At 62.1% G+C, this 16,428-nt stretch carries 16 protein-coding genes and 1 tRNA gene; 4 read left to right on the top strand and 13 right to left on the bottom strand.

The features are described from left to right. Window positions 1–33: 33 nt before the first annotated feature. A complete protein-coding gene (locus HMPREF2734_RS04200; RefSeq protein WP_070569499.1) occupies window positions 34–1,350 on the top strand; it encodes a hypothetical protein in 1,317 nt (438 codons plus the stop codon). On the opposite strand, the gene HMPREF2734_RS04205 is transcribed toward HMPREF2734_RS04200, so the two are convergent. After that, the gene (locus HMPREF2734_RS04205; protein ID WP_070569502.1) at window positions 1,334–2,863 is read right to left on the bottom strand and encodes an N-6 DNA methylase; all 1,530 of its coding nucleotides are present in this window, start codon (window positions 2,861–2,863) and stop codon (window positions 1,334–1,336) included. The genes HMPREF2734_RS04200 and HMPREF2734_RS04205 overlap by 17 nt on opposite strands. 67 nt (window positions 2,864–2,930) lie before the next feature. On the opposite strand from HMPREF2734_RS04205, the gene HMPREF2734_RS04210 reads away from it, so the two are divergent. Beyond that, entirely contained in the window at window positions 2,931–3,431 is a 501-nt protein-coding gene (locus tag HMPREF2734_RS04210; RefSeq protein ID WP_180952355.1) for a ferritin, read from the top strand. A gap of 70 nt (window positions 3,432–3,501) precedes the next feature. Here the strand turns inward: HMPREF2734_RS04210 and HMPREF2734_RS04215 are convergent, their stop codons facing one another. The 3 genes from HMPREF2734_RS04215 to gluQRS all read right to left on the bottom strand — a co-directional run bounded on the left by HMPREF2734_RS04215 (window position 3,502) and on the right by gluQRS (window position 7,971). Next, window positions 3,502–4,059, bottom strand: coding sequence for an LURP-one-related/scramblase family protein (locus HMPREF2734_RS04215; protein WP_070421596.1), 558 nt, complete (start codon window positions 4,057–4,059; stop codon window positions 3,502–3,504). A 115-nt stretch (window positions 4,060–4,174) separates the two neighbouring features. After that, window positions 4,175–6,904, bottom strand: coding sequence for a YPDG domain-containing protein (locus HMPREF2734_RS04220; RefSeq protein ID WP_070569505.1), 2,730 nt, complete (start codon window positions 6,902–6,904; stop codon window positions 4,175–4,177). Window positions 6,905–7,047: 143 nt separating this feature from the next. Beyond that, entirely contained in the window at window positions 7,048–7,971 is a 924-nt protein-coding gene (gluQRS, locus tag HMPREF2734_RS04225) for a tRNA glutamyl-Q(34) synthetase GluQRS (RefSeq protein ID WP_070569517.1), read from the bottom strand. A 19-nt stretch (window positions 7,972–7,990) separates the two neighbouring features. Here gluQRS and HMPREF2734_RS04230 point away from each other — a divergent pair, with 19 nt between their 5' ends. Then, entirely contained in the window at window positions 7,991–8,647 is a 657-nt protein-coding gene (locus HMPREF2734_RS04230) for a queuosine precursor transporter (RefSeq protein ID WP_070569508.1), read from the top strand. Window positions 8,648–8,725: 78 nt separating this feature from the next. Here the strand turns inward: HMPREF2734_RS04230 and HMPREF2734_RS12370 are convergent, their stop codons facing one another. The 9 genes from HMPREF2734_RS12370 to HMPREF2734_RS04260 all read right to left on the bottom strand — a co-directional run bounded on the left by HMPREF2734_RS12370 (window position 8,726) and on the right by HMPREF2734_RS04260 (window position 15,054). Continuing rightward, a complete protein-coding gene (locus tag HMPREF2734_RS12370) occupies window positions 8,726–9,010 on the bottom strand; it encodes a DUF3800 domain-containing protein (protein WP_141750422.1) in 285 nt (94 codons plus the stop codon). After that, window positions 8,958–9,281: a helix-turn-helix domain-containing protein gene (locus HMPREF2734_RS11535; protein WP_083279335.1), complete on the bottom strand. Its 324-nt coding sequence runs from the start codon at window positions 9,279–9,281 to the stop codon at window positions 8,958–8,960. The genes HMPREF2734_RS12370 and HMPREF2734_RS11535 overlap by 53 nt, the downstream gene beginning before the upstream one ends. 77 nt (window positions 9,282–9,358) lie before the next feature. Next, window positions 9,359–9,784: a hypothetical protein gene (locus HMPREF2734_RS11750; protein WP_141739354.1), complete on the bottom strand. Its 426-nt coding sequence runs from the start codon at window positions 9,782–9,784 to the stop codon at window positions 9,359–9,361. A gap of 218 nt (window positions 9,785–10,002) precedes the next feature. After that, entirely contained in the window at window positions 10,003–11,259 is a 1,257-nt protein-coding gene (gene tgt, locus HMPREF2734_RS04235) for a tRNA guanosine(34) transglycosylase Tgt (RefSeq protein WP_070569511.1), read from the bottom strand. Beyond that, the gene (locus tag HMPREF2734_RS04240) at window positions 11,256–13,619 is read right to left on the bottom strand and encodes an MMPL family transporter (RefSeq protein WP_070569514.1); all 2,364 of its coding nucleotides are present in this window, start codon (window positions 13,617–13,619) and stop codon (window positions 11,256–11,258) included. Before HMPREF2734_RS04240 ends, tgt begins: the two co-directional genes overlap by 4 nt. 58 nt (window positions 13,620–13,677) lie before the next feature. After that, a tRNA-Ser gene (locus HMPREF2734_RS04245) sits at window positions 13,678–13,765 on the bottom strand. 39 nt (window positions 13,766–13,804) lie between these two features. Next, complete coding sequence (locus HMPREF2734_RS04250; RefSeq protein WP_070421601.1) at window positions 13,805–14,032, bottom strand: CsbD family protein; 228 nt, start codon at window positions 14,030–14,032, stop codon at window positions 13,805–13,807. 76 nt (window positions 14,033–14,108) lie between these two features. After that, window positions 14,109–14,585, bottom strand: a complete 477-nt coding sequence (locus HMPREF2734_RS04255) for a nucleoside deaminase (RefSeq protein ID WP_246816779.1) — start codon at window positions 14,583–14,585, stop codon at window positions 14,109–14,111. After that, window positions 14,572–15,054: a tRNA adenosine deaminase-associated protein gene (locus HMPREF2734_RS04260; protein ID WP_070421603.1), complete on the bottom strand. Its 483-nt coding sequence runs from the start codon at window positions 15,052–15,054 to the stop codon at window positions 14,572–14,574. Before HMPREF2734_RS04260 ends, HMPREF2734_RS04255 begins: the two co-directional genes overlap by 14 nt. A 50-nt stretch (window positions 15,055–15,104) precedes the next feature. On the opposite strand from HMPREF2734_RS04260, the gene HMPREF2734_RS04265 reads away from it, so the two are divergent. Continuing rightward, a complete protein-coding gene (locus HMPREF2734_RS04265) occupies window positions 15,105–16,109 on the top strand; it encodes a prephenate dehydrogenase (RefSeq protein WP_070421604.1) in 1,005 nt (334 codons plus the stop codon). Window positions 16,110–16,428 lie beyond the last annotated feature (319 nt).

The raw sequence follows: 16,428 nt of genomic DNA on the forward strand, positions 1-16,428 counted from the left end.
GCCCAACCAGACACACTTTTTGAGCCTTAACCCGTGACCACCGCTGCGAACACTGCACATACTGCGCTCGATCAACTCGCTGACCTGCTGGGTATCGGCCGTTACACGGTTGCGGATGCGGGCATGATCCCGCGCGCGATCGCCCTTGCCGCCGCCGAGGAACTCGACGTGCCGTACGAGGACGCGTGGACTGCCGAGGAGATCGCGGACAGCATCTTCGACAACTTCGCCCAGTACATCCTGGGCTCCGGTGTGGATGGTCGGGCGGCGACGCTGCGTGCAATTGTCGACGACCACTTCACCGCCCAGAAGTCTCGCACCCGTGGGTCGGGGGTGTCGTCGTTTAGCAAGCTCTCGTCGGACGACTTCACCCCGGCGAAGAACAAGTTGGAGGCGGTCAACCGCATTAGCGCGCTGACCGATTCGGGCCCGGAGACGCTCGGTCCGGGCTCAAAAGAGCGCAAGTCGGTGCTGGTGAACCTGGCGCGTGCGATCGATGCCGCCAACGCGCCGGAGGATGCAACCAAGATCGAACTCGGCCGCTGGCTGGCGGGGCAGTTGGGCGGGACGTGGGGGTCGCGCGATTACTCGTCGGGCTACACGATCACGCTCAACGGGCTGAATAATCTGCTGCACCTGGCCACGCGCCGGTTTACGGGCGCGGAGGATTTCGCCTCTCCATTGCTGGAGGCCAACGCGCTCGTCGCCGGTGCTGCGGAGGCGCTCGGTCTGCGGGCGGACACCGACTGGGACACGGTGCCGTTCGACGGACGCACGTGCGTGGAGGAGATGTTCGCGGCGGAGTACCGCAACCGGAACCAAACGGAATGGTTCGCCTGGTACGCCGAGTTCAAGGTCCTGCCGTTCTACGCCAAGAAGTTCAAGGGCGGGCCGGTGACCATCGGCCACACGGAGTTCGACTACCAAGGCACCCGCACGTGGGATTTGAAGGTGCATTCCAGCGACGGCAAGGCGGACCGCACCCCGCTCAACGACCAGTACTCGGTGGACCTCGCCGCAGCACAGGACGGGGTCGGTTTCATCGTGGTCAACACGGTGCCGGATTACACCGACGAGGACGCGTTTTACCGCTGGCACATGGCCAAGCGCGGCAAGGTGGTCAAGGAACGCAAGCCGAACTCGCGCAAGCTCAAGGTCGCGCACACGGTGACCAGCATCGAGGCGTACTACTTCCCGGACACTGCATCTATTAGCGACGCCATCGCCCGCGGCATCATCAAAGTCTTCAACCAGGGCCGCCAGCAGGACGGGTCGCCGCGCAAGCCGAAGTACGAGATGGACATGGCACTCGCGCGCGGCACGGATTATTTGCTTACGGCACTTGCGTGAGGTCCTGCGCGTACGCCGCCGCCACGTCCACGTCACGCCCGAACACCACGCGGTTGAGCCGCTCCACAAGGGCGAAGGGGTGCTTAACGTTTTCGTTGACAATGCCGGCGTTGAGTTTGGTGACTAGGTTGTCGCGTTCGGAGGCGCGGATGTCGCTAATAAGCACAGGCTCGATGTCGGGCACCGGCACGGACATGAGCACGCGACGGGTGAGGCTTACGCCGCCGTCGTGCCAGCGCCACCACAAATACGGCGCGGACGAGTTCAGCGTCACCGCCGCGAGGTCACGGTCGTGTGCGGTGGCGAAGTGCAGCACCTGCTTCGAGCGCCTGCTCAACTCCCCGAACGCGGCGGAGATGTAGTAGCGCGGGGTGGTTGCTACGGTGAGCGAAAACTCCGTCGGGCCAGGTACGACAAGGTCGGCGATGGTGCGCTCCCACCTCTGCATCTGCTGCCAGATGTCCTGGTGGTCGGGGTGGATTTTCAGCCACTCCCCTCCTGGTCCGATCTGCCGTGGGGCGAGCAGGTGCGGTGCTTTTGCCAGCAAGGCTGCCCTTGATGCCGCACGCCATCGCAAGATCGGCGTTACCCGCCACGCGGTCTCCCCCGGCGGGCACACGGTGACGGCGGCGCGCACAAAGTTGGTTTTCGACGTGTTCGACGAGCCGAACTTGTAGCCGCGAAACAGGGTGTCGGGGACGTTGTCGAAGACGGTGATGTCGCCGCCGGTGAGGTGGTCGTCGATAAGCAATCGCAGCCCTGCGAACTTCGGCGCGCCCAGATATGACGCGGGCGTGACCGCGATGAAGCCGCGGCTGGTGGTGGCGACGCGCTCCATGAAATAGGCAAACAGGTCGCGGGTGGCGGCGGTAGCGAACGTGTCGTCGCGCGCGGTGGAGGCGTACGGCGGGTTCATGATGACAAAGTCGTGGGCGGGGATGTCGTCGTGAAGAAAATCGGCCACCACACAACGCGCGGCGAGCGCCTCAAAGCCCGCCGTGTCGCCCGGCGCGAGGAAGTGCGACAGCAGCACCACCGCGGTGCGCAGCGCGACTGGGTCGATGTCCACCAGGATCAATTGCTTTGCGACGAAGCCCCCCACATCCCCATCAACCTTCCGCGCAAGATGCCACGCGAGCACCCCAGTGCCGCAGCACGGGTCCACCCACGTGCCCTCCGGGAAACGGTTGACGTGCTGGGCCATGAAAGCGGCGGCGTCGTCGGGCGTGAAGTACTGGCCCGCATCCTTGCGCGCCTTACTGTCGCTGAGCGCCAGGAACGCCTCGTAACAAACCGCGATCTCCCCGATGGTCATGTTTTCGAACACATCTTCTGCCAGCGGCTCGACCCCCAGGTAGGATTCCACCACCGGCGCAAGGTCGGGCCGCAACGCGTTCGAGTGCGCCGCGATCCCCCGCAGCCATGCCTGTTGGCCTGCGATTTCGGGGTGCGCGCGCAGGCGGTTCAGCGTGGCGGTGACACGCTTTGCGGAGAAGTTCGATCCCTGGGGCACGGTGCCCGAGCTTATAGCTCTTTTACTCTTCCGCTCCAATCTGGGCTGCTGTATACTCGCGTGCATGATCGACGCAAAGCTTTACGAAGCAATCAACCAGCAAGTCACCGAAGAGTACGGTGCCGCCTACATCTACCGCTACCTGGCCAACGAGATGGACGCCCTGTCCTTCCCGGGCCTGAGCGAGTGGTTCGCCGCGCAGGCATCTGAGGAGTGCGACCACGCGCAGAAGTTCGCCCAGCACCTCATCGACCGTGGCGAGCACGTCAAGCCGCACAACATTGAAATCGACGCGCCTGAGATCAAGACCCCGCTCGACGCGTTTGAGGCTGCTCTTGCGCACGAGAAGAAGGTTTCCGAACAGATCCGCCAGATCACTCGCCTGGCCGATGAGGTCGGCGACCTCGAGTCCCGCCCGCTGCTCAACTGGTTCCTGGAGGAGCAGATTGAGGAAGAGTCGACCGTGAGCGAGATCGTCGACCAGCTCAAGCTTGTTGGCAAGGACGGCTCGGGCCTGTTGCGTATCGACGCCCGCCTGGCCGGCCGCTCCACCGACTCCGACGCGTAACCCACCCCGGATTTCGCGTTCAGCCCCCGTCACGTGCGGGGGCTTTGTTTGTGTCTAGCGCTGTTTGTGTCTAGCTGGATTGTTGGCGGCGCTTGACCCGCCACATGTCGATCGCGATGACCACACCGAGGATCGCAGCGTGCTGGCGTTCGCTCAGCTCCGGCTCGAATTGCACCCGGTAGTCCGACTTGCCGGTCAGTTCGCGCCCGAAGCCTTTGTATTCCGCGACCACGTGCGCGATCGGGCGGCCCTGCGATGTGAGCGTGTAGTTGCGGTTGAACACCTTGCCTTCGACTTGCACCTCGGGAAACCCTGCGATGTCGAGGTCGAATTTTGAGCCCATGAGCTTGAACCGCGATGTCAGCCGCGCCAGCTCCATCGCGGGCGTGACTAGACGCACGGTGTAGCTGTCGCGGATGAGGTCGATCGGGTCTTCGATGCTGATAAGGTGCGTGCCGCCTGCGTCGAACACGTCGACTTGGCGCGAGGCCCGGCTCAGCACGTCTTTCATGTTGAGCTTCGTTTGCCGTGCCGTGCCAAGCGGTTGTCCGGTGGGTGCTTCGATCGCGAACTCGTTGCGGCCGAAGATTTTGGTTTGCCGGATAATGACTTCGTTTTCCCGCAGCATGGTGTAAATCGTAATCCCGCCGCGCTGCGCGTGCCGGGCAGAAATGCGCAAAAGGCTGACGCCAGTTTCGAGTGCGAACTGGCATCAGCCTTTTACGGTGTTCGGAAGAGAAGGGTTAGGCGGTTTCCTCGGTCTCCTTACCGTCGCTCTTGTCCTCGCCCTTGTCTTCGCCCTTGTCGGAGGAACCCTTCGCGTCTGACTTGGAGCTCTGGGCCCACTCCGGCAGTTCGCCGTCCTTGCACAGGGCGGCGAGGATGCCAATGCCTGCTGCCAGACCAGCCAGGGACAAACCGATGGCTGCTGCCTGGGTGACCTCCGGGCCGAACTGCTGCTGCAGACGGTCAGCCTCAACCTGGATCTGACGCATCCACTCCGGCTGCGGGCGGCGGTTGGTCTCGCCGCCGAGGCCGAACTGCTCGAGCGGATTCGGGATGTTCATTTTCTCCGACACGTTCGCTGCTGCCTTGCTCAGCTCGGCGCCGAGCGGGCCGGCCAGCGGTGCGCCGATGGCGATCAGCAGGCCGAGCGGAACCAGCCACAGCAGTGGGTTGTTCTCGGACGACATGCTGTCGAAGCACTTCTTGATGTTCTCCGAGGATCCCTGGTCAGACACCAGATTCTGCGGCTGCTTCTGGCCCGGGTCGTTCGGGATGGAACCGTTGTCGGTCTTGACCGGGATCTCGACGATCGTGGTCTTGCCGTCCGGCGTCTTCACCTCCACCGGGATGGTGATGTTGGTGCCCGGCTTCACGTCGGCTGGCGGGGTGATGGTCAGGTTGCCCGTGCTTGGGTTGACCTCGACCTTCCAACCCTCCGGGATCTTCGGGTTGTCCGGGATCTTCCATTCGTCCGAACCGTTCGGCGGCGGAACCTCCGTCTTCTGGCCCGGGTAGACAACGATCACGGTGGTGGTGTTGTTGTCGCCTGGGGTGGTGTTGTCGGTGCCGTTGCCCGGCTGGGTCTCCGGGACCTTCACCGTGACCTTTGCCGGCACGACGTCGGTCTTGCCGCTCGGGTAGGTGACGGTGACGTTGATGATCTTCTCGTCGCCATCCTTCGCGGTCTTCGGCACGGTGACCGTGATGTCGCCAGTCTTGGCGTCGATCTGCGGGTTCCACTCCTCAAGATCCTGACCCGGGGTGATCTCGTAGGTGGAACCACCCGGCACGTCGTCCTTCTTCGGCTTCAAGGTGGCGTTCTGGCCCGGGGTCTTCTCTACCTCCGGGTACTCCGGGGCACCGTGGACGATGACCTTCGCCGGAACGTTCTTACCCACAGAACCGTCCGGGTAGGTCACGTCGACCAGGATCGTCTTCACGTCGCCAGGCTTTGCGGAGCCCGGGATGGTGACGGTGATCGTGCCGGTTGTCGGATCAACCTTCGGCACCCAATCGCCCAAGTCCTGGCCCGGGGTGATGGTGAAGGTGGAGCCGTCCGGCAGGTTCTTGTTGTTCTGCTCGAGGCTGACCTCCACCCCGACCTTGCCGTAGGTCTCGCCGTAGCCCGGGGTGTTCAGGTTTGCGTCGGTCTCGCGCACCGTCACCACCGTGTCGATGGTGTCCTTGGAGCCGTCGGCGTAGGTGACGTCCACGGTGAACGTGGCGGTATCGCCGTGCTTCGCGCCCTTCGGGGCGGTGACCTTCAGCGTGCCGTCCTTGGCTGGTTCGGCGGTCCACCCTTCCGGTGCGTCGACGACGGTGTAGGTGGCGTCGACGGCGGTGCCGCGGACGTCGCCAGGCTGTGCCTTCAACGCGACATCAACGGAGCTACCCGGCTTGACCGTGTTCGGCGTGTTGTAGGCGGGAGCAAACTTGGCAACGGGGACGGAACCGGTGAACTTCGGCGTGTCCTGATCAACAACGCCGTCCTCGGTTGCAACGCGCAGTACCTGTGGGTTCTTGTAGGCGTCGAAATCCTCGTCCTTGGTGGTCTCGCGAGGGTTCGCGATGATTTCCACATCAACCTTCGCCGCCTTGTCGTCATCAACCGAACCGGTCGCGCCCTTGGGGAGGGTGACGTAGACCTTGCCGGTGTCGTCGACACGCACCTTGGCACCCTCGATCTTCTTGCCAGCGATGGAAACGTTGCCGGTCAAACGTTGGTAGTCGTTCTCCGCATTGGCCACCGTGATGCCGGTGTCGTACTCGTTGCCGTCCGCGATGATCGCCTGGGACTGCTGCTCAGAAGCAACAATTGGCGCGCAGTCATCGGTCTCAAATACCCACGGGGCGACTTCAATCTGCACAGTTGGGCTGACGCGGGTCTTCTCAGCCGCCAAGATCGTCGGATTATTGACCCTCCAAGCCCACGTCTGCGCCTGCTGATTGCTGTCCACAGCCAGCTTCACAACGGCCGTGCGCTTCTGATCACGCTTCAGCGAAAAGGACTCCTGATCAATCAGCGCAACCTCGTTGACATCAAGCATCTCAACGGGCTCATTGCCCTTGCGCTTGATCTCAACGGAGCCCTTCTTCAGAGCTTCAAGCTTGTAGGAGTGGGTTGCATCCTGCGTACCTACGTTTTCAACAACGATGAACGCCGTGCCGGATTGAAACACCCGCTCACTGTCAGCGCTTACGCTCACCCACGGCACGAAAGCGTTGTCTACCTCGTCGAGGCCAACACCCACGCTGACCCCGTTTTGGGTTGTCTTCAGCGCCACGCCAGGGTTCACCGTGGTGATGTTCTGATCCAGCACAACAGCACATGCGCCCTGCTGTGGGTTCGCGGTCCGACCCGGAGGGCTTGTGAATTCTTCTGGCAGCGCGGTTGCTTGCGGGGCGACAACAGCCGAAGCGCCGAGGGCAAGCGCAACGGTGCTCGCAGCAATCTTCTTCGAAATCATGAAGTCTCCTTAGAGGTTCGTTGCCCAGTGGTGCGTCCCCAAACGCAGCCACGTGACCTTCCTCCAAATATGAGTGAGCTTCAGACCGACCGCAAGAGTTTTAACATATAAAAAACAGGTTATACTTCACTAAAACACAGCAATTACAAAGATTCCCACGTCCATGGGTCGCGCGACAGTTGTGACGGTTCGAACACATCCAACAAACCATTCACGCTATCTACCTGGCCATATCCGAGCGACCCGGCAATATCACGCACAATGTCGGACTGACGTTTATCGGCCAACATCTCCCGCAAGGTGACAGCACCATCGCGCTTTGCTAATCGACGACCCCCTGGCCCCACCACAAGCGGAACGTGAATATAAAAAGGCGTCACGAGAGAAAGTTGATCAGCCAAATATGCTTGTGCCGGGGCAGAAAACAACAAATCGTCGCCGCGCACAACCTGATCCACCCCCTGAAAACCGTCGTCCACAACGACCGCCAAGTTGTACGCCCAATCCCCCGCCTGTGCCTGATCCACACGCCCGCCGCGCTTCAAAATCACATCATCAACCGGCCCCGTGTAGGCACCGTGGTAGAAATCCTCAACCGTCCACTCACGCACGTGGGCCCGCAGACGGATTGCGGGGAGGCGGCCCTCGTCGGCGAGGTCGCGTCGTCGTAAAGCACGCTGCTCCTCCGTGAGATCACGGCACGTCCCCGGATACATCCCCGGCTGCGCATGCGGCGCCGACGCCGCCTCCCGGATATCCCGGCGCGTGCAATAACACTCATACGTATCCAGGCGAGCCAGCGCATCTGCATACGCGTCCCCGCGATCGTGCTGGTAGAGCACCGGAGGATCGAAGTCGAGGCCGAGCGCCTCCAAGTCCTCAATCTGGCGCAGCGCCGACTCCGCGGATGAACGCTCCGAATCAATATCCTCCACACGCAAAAAGAACTTCCGGCCGCTTTGGCGAGCAAACAGCCACGCCAACACCGCCGTACGCAAATTGCCAAAGTGGAGATCGCCGCTCGGACTCGGCGCATAACGACCAGCAGGACCGTGGAAAACAGACATGTGTGCAATGATATTGCGCATGTCACCGCGCGTATCCCGCTCCCCATACCCGTACCTGCTCGCAGTGTTCTGCGCAGTGTTCCTGATCTCGAACATCACGGCACAAAAAGGCGTGGTCATCGGGCCACTGGTCACCGACGGAGCCTTCTTCCTCTTCCCCATCTCCTATGTCATCGGCGACGTCATCGCCGAGGTCTACGGGTTCAAAGCCGCACGCCGCGCCGTGTTCACCGGATTCTTCATCGCTGTGCTTGCCGTGGCAACGTTCTACATCGCCATCTGGCTGCCCGCCGCCGAGTTCTACGACATGCAAGACACCTTCGCCGCAGTCCTGGGCTTGCTGCCACGCATCGTCGCGGCCTCGCTCGCCGGATACGTGGTGGGCCAACTGCTCAACGCGTGGGTGCTGCAGAAGATGAAGGACCGCTTTGGCACCGACCACCTCTGGGCGCGCCTGATCGGCTCCACCATCGTCGGCGAATTCGCGGATACGCTGCTGTTCTGCACCATCGCCGCGAGCGTGATCGGCGTCGATTCCGCGAGCACGTTTATCAACTACGTCGTTGTTGGGTTCCTGTGGAAGACCCTCATGGAGGTCGTGCTGCTGCCGATCACCTACCCGACGATCGCAGCCGTGCGCCGCGCCGAGCAGCGCATCGCCGACGAGAGCGCGTAACCCACAGGGCTCCGAAACCTGTACTGTTGCTAATGCAGACCCCCTCCACACGTGTGGACCAAGGGGGTCTAGCTGTTTCTAATCTAACTCGCGTGGCCCCCTGGAAGGATCACGCGGAGCGAGGCACTCGCTGTACCAATTGTGGGCGAACTTGTGTTTGGGCACTTTCATTAAGGACGAATTCGCACTCCACGCAACGTGATCTGCCATCTGAACGAGCTGTGACGCTCTGGAGTCCAAGAAGATGGGATCCTCAATAACATGCGGAGTTGCCCTTGGGAGTTCACGATGTGCTCGGCGAAAGTTTTTCTCAGTTCCGTCCCTTACGAGCCGGTGTGAAGGCCAAGCGCAAATCCAGCGCAGCTAGAACCTTAAGCAGCGTTTCTACCGTCGGATTCCCAACTCCATTTTCTATGCGACTCAGTTCAGCCTGTTGAATTCCGGCAGCATCAGCAACAGATTGCTGAGTTGCGCCGCGATCATGCCGGGCCGACGCAAGTGCAGCACCTACCGCTTTACGCTCTGCAAGTTCCGCAGCAAACGCTCGCGTTGCCGCATCACGAATTACCTCGGCTGCTGGCGATTCCGATTCTCGATATGGCTGGATGAAGTCTTCAAACTTTGTAGTGGCCATTTGTTCACCCCCACGCTCCGCTTAATAGGTAACCAGCAGCAAGTTTATGTGTTTAACCTCATATCAGCAAGACGTATTTACTCTCTTTTCCACGCAGACAAAACGGAGCGCGCTGCACGAATTTCCTTCTGCTCCTGCTTTCGACTTGGATCGCGCAACTTGTTGTATCCACCGAGCAACAAAACGATTCGCTGACCATAGAAAGTGCAATAGACACGAATTAGCACCCGTTTCCGCCTCCACCGCTTTGGAACTTCGCCAACCCTTTCCGCTGCACCAAATTCGCGCAAGATCGTCTCGATGTCACGTCGTATTCGTAGTTCGAAAAGACCCTGCCCTAAATTCTTTCCCCACTCGCTGGCACAGATATCGATGCCCAACGGTGCGAGCACATGCTCAATCGCTACCTCTACGACAGTGCGCTCCGCTTCATCCAACCGACTGTAGAAACGAGCAAAATTCCCACCGTCAAAAACCTCAATACTCCAAGTTGGTTCAGCCAAACTATCCCCCAATCCCCAATGCGATTCACTTTAGCCGGATGCGGCTCGAAGTTTCCCCAAAATCGCTCCAACCCTAGACCCGCAAATCACAGCTTAGGGGCAAACCCGAACTCACCCTGCTTGCTAGATCGAGCACATGAGTGTCCCAGAGGGCGTTTGACTGGTCATCGGGCCGAGTTCGGGTTTGCCCCTAAGCTGCCCGCGCGACTACATATCCCCTACTTCCCGGCGTAATAGCGGCCGAGGAACTCGTCGCGGTAGGCCTCGTAATCACCGGCGTCGATGGCAAGGCGGATGTTGTCCACGAGGCGGATCATGAACTCTAGGTTGTGGATCGTGCACAGCGTGCCCGCCAGGAACTCCTTCGCCTTGAGCAGGTGGTGGATGTAGGCGCGAGAGTAGTTCTCGGAGACGTAGCCGCCGAACTCCTCGTCCACCCCGGAGAAGTCGCGCTTAAAGCGGGCGCCGGCAAGGTTCATGCGGCCGTCCAGGGTGTACACGCCGCCGCGGCGGCCGAGGCGCGTCGGGGCAACGCAGTCGAAGGTGTCGGCACCAGCTTCGACGGCGGTGAAAATGTCGTCCGGCTCCGAAATGCCCAGCAGGTGGCGTGGCATGTCGACGGGCAGCTCGTCGGTCACCCAGCCGACGATCGTGCCCAGATTTTCCTTCTCCAGGGCGCCACCGATGCCGAAGCCACCGAAGCCACGGCGGCCCTCGTCGAGCGCCTCACGGTGAAGATCCAACAAGCCGTGCGTAGCCTGGCGGCGCAGGTCCTCGTACTGCGCACCCTGCACCACGCCCCACAGGGACTGCAGTGGCTTGTCGGCCCGAACCTTGGTCAGGCGGTCGTGCTCGATGAGGCAACGCCGCGCCCAACGCCGGGTGCGCTCGACGGAATGCTCCTGGTAGGCGCGAGTATCCACAAGCGTGGTCAGTTCGTCGAAGGCAAACATGATGTCGGCGCCCAGCTGGTGCTGGATCTGCATCGACACTTCAGGGGTGAAACGGTGCGAGGAGCCGTCGATGACGGATTTGAAGTCGACGCCGTCGTCGTCGACACGCGCCATGCGATCCTTGTTCGCCGCACGGATGTCGCCCTCGGTCAGGCCCGCGGTGTCCATGGCGAGGACCTTTTTAAAGCCGACGCCGAGGCTCATCACCTGGAAGCCGCCGGAATCGGTGTAGGTGGGACCATGCCAGTTTTCGAAGGCGGCGACGCCGCCGGCCTCGTCGACAATGTCGGGCCCTGGCTGCAGGTACAGGTGATAGGCGTTGGAGAGGATCGCTTGCGCACCGGTGGAGCGGATCTGCTCGGGCGTGAGCGTTTTCACCGTCGCCTTTGTGGCCACCGGGATGAACGCAGGGGTCTGGATGGAGCCGTGCGGGGTATGGATGACACCGGTGCGCCCGTGCCTACCCGGCGCGGGCTCCAACTGGGTGCCGACCTCGAAGGTGGTGTCCGTCTGCTGCGTCATGCGTGTTCCTTTTCTAGTTCGGTGCCCTCAACGTCGACCTCGGGGAGGAGTTTGTCCAGCCATTTTGGCATCCACCAGGCGGCGCGGCCGAGGAGGAACATGGTGGCGGGGACGAGGGCCATGCGGATGAAGAAGGCGTCGAACAGTACTGCGACACCGAGTGCGAAGCCGAAGATTTGGATGAACGGCAACGGTTGGTCCAAGAAGGCGATGAAGACGGCGATCATGATGATCGCGGCGGCGGTGACCACGCGCGCGCCTTGCCTGAAGCCTTGCACGGTGGATTCGTGCACGGCGCGCAGCCGGTCCCCGTCGCGGTTGCGCAGGTAGGCCTCGCGCATGCGGGTGACCAGGAAGACTTGGTAGTCCATGGCCAGGCCGAAGGTGACGCCGATGAGGAAGATCGGCAGGAAGGACAGGATCGGGGTCGGCGTGTTTACCAGGCCCCAGAGGCCTTCTTGGAAGAACAGTACGGTCACGCCGAAGGCGGCGCCGACGGATAGCAGGAAGCCGAGGCCTGCCACGAGCGGCACCATGATGGAGCGGAACACGATGACAAGCAGCACGATCGCCAGCCCCACCACGATGGAGAGGTACAGCGGCATGGCTTTGGCAAGTTCTTCGGTGATGTCCATCTGTACGGCAGTCAGGCCGGTCAGGCCAACGTCGATACCCGTGGCGTCTTCCACCTGGCTGATCGCGTCGCGCACGCCGTGGGCGATTTGCAAGGTGCGTTCCTCTTCCGGACCACCGGTTGGGGTGGCGAGGATCTGGGCGGCTGTGAGGTCGTCGTTAGCTGCGATGAGCTGCGCGTGCTCGATGCCGTTGACGGAGCCGATCTCACCCATGGTGTAGATGAAGGACGCGAGCGCTGCCTTTTGGGCGTCGCCGCCAGCCTCATCCGGGATCGCTGACATGTACGGCTGGAGAATCTCCGAGTTGGGGTTGACGCTGTGTGCATCAACCACCAGCAGCAGTGGGGCGTTCACGCCGGGGCCGAAGCCTTCCGCCATGAGGTCTGCGGACTTGCGTTGGGTGGTGTCGTAGTTGGAGGTGCTGTCGGACGGCAGCGACATCTCCAAGCCAAGCACCGGAGTGGACAGCGCACCGAGCCCCAGCACGACCACTGCCATAACAAGGCCCGGCACCTTTTCGACGAAGCGCACCCACCGCCTACCCATCGAATTCTCATCGAGGTCCTTCGCCGGACGTTTACCCGGACCCGGATTACCGGCCAGACCGGGAATCTTGCCCGCGAAGGTCTTCGAGCCGAACGCGCCAAGCAACGCCGGTACAAGCGTCAGCGCGACGAGCACGGCGATGAACACGGTGACGGCGGCGGCAAGGCCCATCCAGGTGAGGAACTCGATCTGCGCCAGTGCCAGGGCGACCAGCGCGGTAAAGACCGTGGCACCGGCGAACACCACCGAGGAACCCGCGGTGCCGACAGCCATTCCGGCCGCCTCATCCGGCGGGAGGTGGCGTGCCTCCTGGCGGTAGCGCGACAGGATGAACAGGGCGTAGTCGATGCCCACGGCCAGGCCGATCATGACGGCAAGGACCGGAGTGACGTCGTTGAGTTCCACCCAGTGGGTGGTCAGCAGCACCAGCAGCGCGCCGATGCCCACGCCGACCACGGCAGAGATGATCGGGATCACCGACGCCGCCAAGGAACCGAAGGTGACCACGAGCACAAAAAACGCCACGGCCAGGCCGACCATCTCAGAGGTGGTCTTAATGGCAATCGGCTCGCCGAAACCAGCGCCGCCGGCCTCCACCTGAAGGCCCGCGTCCCGGCCGATTTTCATAGCCTCGTTCACCACGTCGCGGTCCGCCTGGTCGACGGACATCGACGACTCAGCATCGAACTCGAAGGTGGTGTAGGCGATGCGGGCGTCGTCGCTAAGCATGCGCAACTGATACGCATCCGCTTCCGCACGCTCCCGCGGCATGCCCATCTCAGTCATCTGGCCGATGATCATGCGCTGCAACTCGTCGTTGACCGTCACTGGATTGCCGAAGCGCTCCCCCTCCACCCCGAGATGGTCGCGGATATAGCCGACGGTGGCATCCATCGCCGCCATATGCTCGGGCGTATCCAGGCGCTGACCCTCAGGCGCGGCGAACACCAAGTTCACGCCAGGGGCTGTGGCCACATTGCCGGCATCGGGGAAGTTTTTCTCCATGTCGCGCAGCGCGTCGATAGCCGGTGTGCCCTCGATTGCGAACTCGGAGGTAAACGGCTTCATCAACGAAAACGCGCCGCCCGCAGTCGCACCGAACAGCAGCAGCCACGCCACAATCACCCGCCATTTGTGCAGGTAGGACCAACGTCCGAGGTTGTACAGCAGTTTCGCCACGTCAAAGGGTTCCTTCTGTGATACGGAAAAAGCCCCCGTTGCCGGGGGCTTTAACACTTGGCGGTAGCGGCGGGATTTGAACCCGCGGTGGTTTTACCCACACTCGCTTTCGAGGCGAGTACCTTCGGCCGCTCGGACACGCTACCGCCGACTAGATTAACGGCAGCGCCGCCAAGAAACCAAATTTAGCGGTCAGCTTCGTCGCGGACCTCGTCCGCCTTGTCCTCAACCTTGGCTGCAACCTCGTTGGCCTTGTCCTTAATAGCGTCGCCCGCCTCGGAGAGCTTCTCCTTAGCGCTGCCGATCAGCTGATCGGCCTTGCCCTCGTTCTGAAGCTTCTCATTATCGGTAAGGTCGCCAGCCGCTTCCTTAGCCTGGCCCTTGATCTGATCAAGCTTGTCATCCAAACCCATGATGTTCTCCTTTATTCGTTGAAATTCGGTGCAGTCGCCCAGTGTAGGGACAAACCCGAACACTTTGGGTAACGATTCAATTACTCCTCAGCTCTTCAAAGAAATCACTCAGTAACCTGGCAGTTTCTTCCTCCAGCACGCCGGCGCGTACCTCAGGGACATGCAGATGCCGCGGGTCTCGGATGGCATCCAGCACCGAACCCACCGCACCCGTCTTCGGCTCCCATGCGCCAAAAATTAACGACGACACCCTCGCCCCCAAGATCGCCCCCGCACACATCGTGCAGGGCTCCAGCGTGACAACGAGCTCACACCCATCCAGCCTCCACCTCCCCAACGCCTCGCACGCCTGCCGGATGGCCTCCATCTCCGCATGCGCGGTCGGATCGTTGTTCGCCTCCCGGCGGTTCACCCCCACCCCAAGGACCTCGCCCTCCGGGGAGAACACCACAGCCCCCACCGGTACATCGCCCGGCGGGGTTGTGCGGGCAACCTCGATCGCCTCCCGCATCCGTTCTTCAGCCCGGCGGGCAGGTTTGCTAATCGACGGCATCAGCAAGCTCGTCGCCAAAACCCAACTCGTCGGCGATGGTGTGGGCGAGATCGGCCGGGTCGGCGTCGTCGTCAAGCAAAATGCTCAACTGCTCCTCCGACAGGCCCAGGTCCGCGAGGATGGCAAAGTCACCATCAGCCCAGCCGTCGACGTTGTCCAGCTCATCCGGGTCGATGTCGGGGATGTCCACGTCGGCCTCATCGAGGATGTCAGCCGCGAAATCATCATCCACCGCCATCGTCGCGTCCGAAATCAACACACGCACCTTCGACGGGCCCGGACGCACCACAACCAAATAGTCATCCTCCACATTAAGCAGCGCAAACGCCGCGCCCTCGCTGCGCAAACCGCGCACAGCGTCAATGGAGGTGGAAAGGTCCGTGAAATCGTCGCGGAACTCGCGCACCTGCCACGAACCCCCAACCTGAGCGACGGTGACGGCAAACCCGTCCGTGAAGTCCTGACTCATGGGACGAAAGCGTAGTCCGCGCGGGCCAAAGTGTCACTAGACTTAACGCGGTGACTACCTACCAACTGCCCCCCATCTGCATTCTCGGCCTCGGACTGATCGGCGGGTCGCTCATGCGCGACCTGACCATCTCTAACGAACGCGTCTTCGGCTACACCATGCACGGGGCACGCGCAGCACAACGGGACGGCTTCGACGTCTCCGACAACATGGAAGAAGTGCTGCGCCGCGCAGAGGCCGACAACGCGCTCATCGTGGTTGCGGTGCCGATGGCGGCAGTGGCGTCCGTGCTGGACCAGGTAGCTTCGTTCGCCCCGACGTGCGACATCACCGACGTGGTATCCGTCAAAGAGCGCGTGTACGACCTCATCGTCGAGCGCGACATGCAGGGCCGCTACGTCGGCGGCCACCCCATGGCGGGCACCGAGTTTTCCGGCTGGAGCGCCTCCCACGAGGGCCTGTTCGAGGGCGCCGCGTGGGCCGTAACGTATGACTACGCGCGCGAAGGCCTTGCCGACGACCACTGGGCTGCCCTGTTCACCACCGTGTGCCGGCTCGCATCCGTTGTCGGTGCGGAGGCGGTCCCCGTGCGCGTATCGCTTCACGACGAATCCGTCGCCCGCGTCTCCCACCTCCCCCACGTCATCGCTGAAGCCCTGTCGTTGGTCGGCGACCGGGGCGGAACGCTCTCGCAGTCCCTGTCCGCCGGATCCTTTAGGGGCGCGACCCGGGTAGCTAGTACGGAACCCGAACTCGTGCGCAACATGTGCGAAACCAACGCCGACTCGCTCGTGCCGGTGCTCGACGAGTTCATCGAACTCCTCCAAGCCGCACGCGCTTCCCTTGCGGACGATCCGGCGTCCATGAAGCAGCTAGCCGAATCTGGCAACCGCGCCTACCTGCGCATGGCCGCCCGCAAAGGCGCCCGCCGCGAGTCCGTCTCCCCCGTGAAGATTTCTTCCCGCCCCGTCATGCGCGTCCACCCTGGCGCACCGGGCTGGGTCCGCCAGCTCGAGCAGGTGGAGTCCCTCGGCGGACGCGTCGAGGTGTTCTAGGTTTTGTTTTTGGGGGGGTTGGGGGTTTGGGGGTTGATCCCTGGGGTTCCCCGGGGTTCCCTGGGGTTCTAGCCGGCCGTTTTCCGCTGGTCGTCTAGCTCGGTGTTTGTGGAACCAGACGATGAGCTCCGTGTTGACCATGGTGTTCGTTATCACCTGGGGGTTTGTGAAGGCGGTTTCGAGACCGTCTAGCTGTATGTGCGGGGGTGCTAGACGATCAGGTGTAGAGACGAAAAGAGTGTGCCCTCTTTGGGGCACACTCTTTGTGGTTTGGGTGTGTTGGTTTTAGAGCATCATGTTGGCGAAGCCGATGCCGATT

It is taken from the genome of Corynebacterium sp. HMSC055D05 (assembly GCF_001810365.1).
GTDB classification, from domain to species: Bacteria; Actinomycetota; Actinomycetes; order Mycobacteriales; family Mycobacteriaceae; genus Corynebacterium; species Corynebacterium coyleae.

Coding starts and splice junctions, on each gene's coding strand:
- HMPREF2734_RS04215 (WP_070421596.1), bottom strand. CDS start 4,059: ATGCTGCGGGAAAACGAAGTCATTATCCGGCAAACCAAAATCTTCGGC.
- HMPREF2734_RS04220 (WP_070569505.1), bottom strand. CDS start 6,904: ATGATTTCGAAGAAGATTGCTGCGAGCACCGTTGCGCTTGCCCTCGGC.
- gluQRS (WP_070569517.1), bottom strand. CDS start 7,971: ATGTCTGTTTTCCACGGTCCTGCTGGTCGTTATGCGCCGAGTCCGAGC.
- HMPREF2734_RS04230 (WP_070569508.1), top strand. CDS start 7,991: ATGTCACCGCGCGTATCCCGCTCCCCATACCCGTACCTGCTCGCAGTG.
- HMPREF2734_RS11535 (WP_083279335.1), bottom strand. CDS start 9,281: ATGGCCACTACAAAGTTTGAAGACTTCATCCAGCCATATCGAGAATCG.
- tgt (WP_070569511.1), bottom strand. CDS start 11,259: ATGACGCAGCAGACGGACACCACCTTCGAGGTCGGCACCCAGTTGGAG.
- HMPREF2734_RS04250 (WP_070421601.1), bottom strand. CDS start 14,032: ATGGGTTTGGATGACAAGCTTGATCAGATCAAGGGCCAGGCTAAGGAA.
- HMPREF2734_RS04255 (WP_246816779.1), bottom strand. CDS start 14,585: ATGCCGTCGATTAGCAAACCTGCCCGCCGGGCTGAAGAACGGATGCGG.
- HMPREF2734_RS04260 (WP_070421603.1), bottom strand. CDS start 15,054: ATGAGTCAGGACTTCACGGACGGGTTTGCCGTCACCGTCGCTCAGGTT.